At 52.6% G+C, this 4,853-nt stretch carries 7 protein-coding genes and 1 pseudogene; 3 read left to right on the forward strand and 5 right to left on the reverse strand.

Annotated elements, in window-relative coordinates; genetic code table 11:
• Nucleotides 1-86 precede the first annotated feature (86 nt).
• Nucleotides 87-425 (reverse strand): annotated as a pseudogene (locus ACFWW2_RS16090) (integrase core domain-containing protein); the annotation flags it as partial.
• Between the two features lie 243 nt (nt 426-668).
• On the opposite strand from ACFWW2_RS16090, the gene ACFWW2_RS16095 reads away from it, so the two are divergent.
• From ACFWW2_RS16095 to ACFWW2_RS16105, 3 genes are all read left to right on the forward strand, one after another.
• Nucleotides 669-1,013 carry an H-NS family nucleoid-associated regulatory protein gene (locus ACFWW2_RS16095; protein WP_393929564.1) on the forward strand — a complete coding sequence of 115 codons (345 nt, stop codon included), beginning with the start codon at nt 669-671 and terminating at the stop codon, nt 1,011-1,013.
• Between the two features lie 91 nt (nt 1,014-1,104).
• Nucleotides 1,105-1,641 carry a YecA family protein gene (locus ACFWW2_RS16100; protein WP_393929566.1) on the forward strand — a complete coding sequence of 179 codons (537 nt, stop codon included), beginning with the start codon at nt 1,105-1,107 and terminating at the stop codon, nt 1,639-1,641.
• Between the two features lie 275 nt (nt 1,642-1,916).
• Nucleotides 1,917-2,909: an SOS response-associated peptidase gene (locus ACFWW2_RS16105; protein ID WP_393929577.1), complete on the forward strand. Its 993-nt coding sequence runs from the start codon at nt 1,917-1,919 to the stop codon at nt 2,907-2,909.
• 111 nt (nt 2,910-3,020) lie between these two features.
• Here the strand turns inward: ACFWW2_RS16105 and ACFWW2_RS16110 are convergent, their stop codons facing one another.
• The 4 genes from ACFWW2_RS16110 to ACFWW2_RS16125 all read right to left on the reverse strand — a co-directional run bounded on the left by ACFWW2_RS16110 (nt 3,021) and on the right by ACFWW2_RS16125 (nt 4,687).
• Nucleotides 3,021-3,422, reverse strand: coding sequence for a thermonuclease family protein (locus tag ACFWW2_RS16110; RefSeq protein WP_393929568.1), 402 nt, complete (start codon nt 3,420-3,422; stop codon nt 3,021-3,023).
• A gap of 61 nt (nt 3,423-3,483) precedes the next feature.
• Nucleotides 3,484-3,969 carry a hypothetical protein gene (locus tag ACFWW2_RS16115; protein ID WP_393929570.1) on the reverse strand — a complete coding sequence of 162 codons (486 nt, stop codon included), beginning with the start codon at nt 3,967-3,969 and terminating at the stop codon, nt 3,484-3,486.
• A 57-nt stretch (nt 3,970-4,026) separates the two neighbouring features.
• On the reverse strand, nt 4,027-4,470 hold the full coding sequence (locus ACFWW2_RS16120) for a hypothetical protein (protein ID WP_393929572.1): 444 nt from the start codon (nt 4,468-4,470) through the stop codon (nt 4,027-4,029).
• A gap of 34 nt (nt 4,471-4,504) precedes the next feature.
• Nucleotides 4,505-4,687, reverse strand: coding sequence for a hypothetical protein (locus tag ACFWW2_RS16125; RefSeq protein WP_393929574.1), 183 nt, complete (start codon nt 4,685-4,687; stop codon nt 4,505-4,507).
• Nucleotides 4,688-4,853: the final 166 nt, after the last annotated feature.

Consider the following 4,853-nt stretch of genomic DNA (forward strand, 5'->3'; position numbering starts at 1 on the left):
ATGGGCCGTTTTGACACATTATTTGTAGTAGTTCAGATGTGATCTGACAGTTGGCCGTTTTTCTGGCGGCGTCTGTCAGGCGAAGTTCAGTTCACGAGCTTTACCTGCCAGATTTCTTTCCCGTCGATCATAGTTTCGATAGGCGTTCTGCCGCAACACATTTTGCCCTGATGCGTGCGCTCGTGGTTGTAGTGATGCAGCCATTCGTCCAGATCTGCCTGAAGTGCGTCGATGCTGTCATATAGCTTCTTGCGGAACGCGATCTGATAGAACTCCTGCAGGACCGTCTTGTGGAACCGCTCGCAGATGCCGTTTGTTTGCGGTGATTTCACCTTGGTCTTTGTGTGGTCGATATCGTTGATGGCCAGGAAGAGCTGGAAGTCGTGTTTGTCGACCCGCCCACAATATTCCGTGCCGCGATCTGTGCTCCTCGCCGCGTCATGTCTTGCCGACGATCCGGTCATGATGCTCGGACCTATCAGGCCTATGCGCCATGCTCAGACGCCGGAGATTGTAATGGATGGCGGGGCCTTTTGGTTCCGGCCAGTTCTGCTATTTGTATGGTGCAGGCGTACCAGTGTACACGCCGCTTAAGCGAGTATCGACGCGGTTCACTCCCCTAAACGTATTTGATGTATTGCGGCAAGCAACTGCAAGGAACACCCCGAATGAAGATCAACTTGAAACCCATGACCCGCAAAGAGCTCGAGAAGCTGCGTGCTGAAATCGACAAGACGCTGGCGGTGATGGAAAAGAAAGAAATGAAAGAGGCGCTGGCAGCGGCTGAGAAAGCTGCCAAAGCCCATGGCTTTACGTTGGCAGATATTACCGGTCGTGCCACTTCTGTTACAAAGACCGCGCGCAAAACGGCAAAGAAACCGAAAAAGGCAGGCATACCCAAATACGCCAATCCAGATGACAAGACGCAAACCTGGACCGGCAAGGGACGGTATCCTGATTGGTTCAGAGCAGCCCTGGCGGCAGGAAAAACACTGGAACAGCTCAAGATTTAACACCCAGTCTTCGATACTGGATTCGAGCGGGCCTGGTGCATTTGCTGCAAGGCTTTCCGGGTCTGAATGCTGATGCAATCAATCAATCACGTTGAGCCGCGCGATAACTGACATTCTGACCGAACTAGATACCTACCTGCGCTCAAACGACAGTCCACCGGATAGTTTGGGTCTGTCTGATCTGGATGGGTTCTTGACTGGGTTGGTCTGCACTCCAACGCCAGTTGCGAATTGGGCTGATGTGGCCTTTGGGGCAGGCGTCCGCGTTCCAAAACGCATCATGGAGCTGACAACACAGCGGATGGATCAGATCGCAGCAGGTCTCGCCGCGGCGACACCGGTGCTGGAGCCGGTGTTCTGGCAGGCCCCGGAAGGACACGCCATTGCGATGGACTGGTGCGAAGGCTTCATGGAGGCGGTGAAGCTTGATGTCGCGACCTGGGATACCTTTGGACAGTCTGCAATAGGCTCGAAGCTGATGGTGCCGATCCTGGTCCATATGTTCGATGATGACGGCAACTCAATGTTTGACATTGCGGAGGAAGATATTGATCAGACGCTAGAAGTCGCTGCAGAGGCTGTTCCTCGGGTCGTGCCATTGATCTACCGGGAGATGCGGCAAAGATAGCGACCCAATCGATCCGCGATTTCTGATATCTACATTTTGGCTTCAAGCCACTTTGAAAGCTTGCGTCATTCGTCCAGCTTCAGATGACAGTAGTGGCTTCCCGTTCTTCATACTCCATGCAACTCTCTGTTTTAATGCAGAATTTGCACTTCGTATGTGAAATCCACCGACAGGTTGCGTTGAAGCGCATAAAGCGCCCTTAAGCCAGACACAGTGGTTCTTGACTTAAGTGTTCACTTAATGTTCTTTATTCGACTTGATGTAGTGAGTATGTGATGGTTCGTCGTTCAACCCCGCAAAAGAAGATTGATGAGTTGGCTTTCCCAGTTCGGGTGAGGTTTGCCATACCAGAGGGCGGATTTGGTATGCGCCTGGACGCGTTACATGTATGGCTCAGCACGGAAGTGGGCGTGGGTTTCTATGCCGTCCATTCATCCAGAGGCCTCGCAACTGACGCATTGGGAGTCTATCTTCGAGACATCGACAGTGCTCGTGCTTTGATTGCAGCTTTCCCAGACTTAATACTTGCTGACGGGACCGAATGCCGCGCCTATACTTCCCCCGTCCACGACGGTGCGTGGCGTAGTGATGAGTTGTTGGGTGTGTGCAATCTTTTTTCGATGGCGAAGGGCCAAGACGCGATACGCGCGCTGTTTGATGGCCTTGAAGACAAGACAGGCAACCTGCCGCCCCTGACCGGCATATATCCTGACTACATGGCTCCAGTTGTCAGCAACGGCGAAACCGGACCAGTCCTATCGATGATGAGATGGGGGATGCCGTCGCCTGCCTTTGCGTTGAAAGGCAAGAAAACAGATAGGGGCGTGACCAATGTTCGCAATACACAGTCGCCGCACTGGCGCAGGTGGTTTGGTGTGAAGCACCGCTGCGTTGTTCCCTTCACATCGTTTTCGGAGCCGCACAATCAGATTGGCAAACCTTCAGAACCGGTATGGTTTGCCTTGTCTGAAGATCGACCGGTTGCGTTCTTTGCCGGAATCTGGACGGAGTGGACATCAGTGCGAAAGTTGAAAGACGGTGAGACCACAGACAACCTGTTTGGTTTTCTCACGACCGAGGCAAATGCAGATGTTGGTGCAATCCACCCAAAGGCGATGCCGGTCGTACTTACCACAAAGAATGAAGTTGATCTGTGGCTGCAGGCAGATGTGGATGAAGCACTGACGTTACAACGACCGCTGGCAGACGGAAATCTGCAGATCGTGGCACGGGGCGCGCCGCAAGACGATTTTGGAATTTCAATCTAGCTCTGTCACATAGGGAGCAGATCGCCAGGCGGTCACGCACGCCCAACTGCCCAAGCAACGTAACAGGCAACGCTCAAGCCCAAAAAGCCGGGTTTAATGGACGGGCGCAACTTAGCAATATCTTGCCCGGGTCAGTCGTGACTTTGCGGCCGGCGTTTCGAGATGTGCATAGCGACCGCCAGAATACCTGGCGCAATCGAGCGCATAGCCGGCAGCAATAACGGCCGCGCCAATATCCCCACCTTCTGCAAAGCAAACCCCAACCCAGCGATCATATGTTTGCTCACCTGTCAGGCTACATTCGACCTGTTTGCCCCTGAGAAAAGTCACCATCCATCGGCGAGACTCCTGCCCGGCACGCGTTCCAAGCTCGGGTGCATCAACGCCATTCAGTCGCACAGGCGTCCCTCTCACAACGATTGTGTCAGCGTCTCGGACCTGGACTTCGGCCATTGCTTTGACCGGTAAACACAATGCTCCGAGAAGCACACCTGCCATTAAGACATGGGTCATTGATCGGCACCAGTGTTGAAATCATGATCAGTCATTGAATTTGTGCTACCCGAACAGGTTCTTAGTATTTGTCATCACATTGCTCCGCCCAGAGTCGGTCTTCTTCTACCTGCGCGTCATAGCGGTCTTGCCGTTTCTGATAAATCGTCATGATGTCGTAGGTGGAAAGGCCATATTCTTCAGCAAGTGCTGGCACGCTATTGGGGTCAGCACATATTGCCTTCCAGATGCGGTCGACTTCAGTCGCTTTTGTCTCAGAAGCTCGAGTGAGATTGATATCCAGCGTCTCAGCAATCTGACGATAGGTTTCGCCATTTACATGGCGCCGGAGCAGTTCGCGCCTGATCTTGGCTCTTTCGTCGAGGTACTGCCGATGTCGTTTTTTCTTGGCCAAGCCGGCCTCCAACAACGTTGTGTTTGCCAACAAAAACGTGTTGAGCGACTTAAAGTCGAGGCCGTGCCGGAACATAACTGTGGCAATGTCGGCGGCAGTTTTCTCAGCTTCGGCTGTTCGATGGTGGGCTTTATTGGGCTCTTGTTTACACATTTTGTGCCTTATCGACGGTGCGGAAATGCGATTCACTAAGGTGAATAGCGTCGTAGATTAATGCAAGTAGCGGCCCATCGAGCGTTTTGAGGCATCTCGTGTTGGATCATTCGCACCCTTCGGTGAGCGCAAAGCAGTTATCAGACGTTGTCTTTCGCTTTCTAGCGGAGCCGTCTTTAATTCGTGATCAAGGTGGTACCGGTTGACCAGCATATTCACGACTTTGGGTAGCATGCATGTCGTCGGATACAATGTGACACATATCAAACGCTCAGGGACTATCGCCAAATAGTCTTCGATGGAAGAGAAGCGCATCCATTTCCGCAACACGTCACCAGTTGCCGTCGTCATTAAGCCGAGCGGCATTCCGACTTCGAGTGTTATACCCAGATAGTAGATATCTGCCCCGGCTGCCGCATTTGAAGGAATCCGGATGACCTCCGCTACGAACATTCTTCCACTGCTTTGTTCCACTACTTGCCGCATCGTGACGGTTAGCATCGTTTTTCCAAAGTATTCTGCCTCGTTGCAACCGTCATCGCTCTTGTTTTCTGGCCTTCTGAGCACGGTACTCTCGTTCCATTCTTTCGCCTTCAGCCTTCATGTCTTCAGCGTCTGCAAAGCCATACGCTTGTGCCCAAAGATCTGCGCGCTCTTTCGCCAAAATTTCAGACTCTTCCGGTGAAAATGGTTCGATATCTATGTCACCGCAGCCCAAATCGCTCCCCCCTGCCCATTCTGTTCATCATGCACCAGCGGTTTGGGCCCGCTTCAAAACGGCCGATCAATCTGCTGTCCCAGCTCCAAGTCTGTAGCATTCGCTCTTTGCTTCATGATCATGTAAAGCCAGAAGGCTTCCTGTTGTGCTGCGACCGGGTCCTTCG

This window comes from Yoonia sp. R2-816, assembly GCF_046762905.1.
In the GTDB taxonomy this organism is placed as follows: domain Bacteria; phylum Pseudomonadota; class Alphaproteobacteria; order Rhodobacterales; family Rhodobacteraceae; genus Yoonia.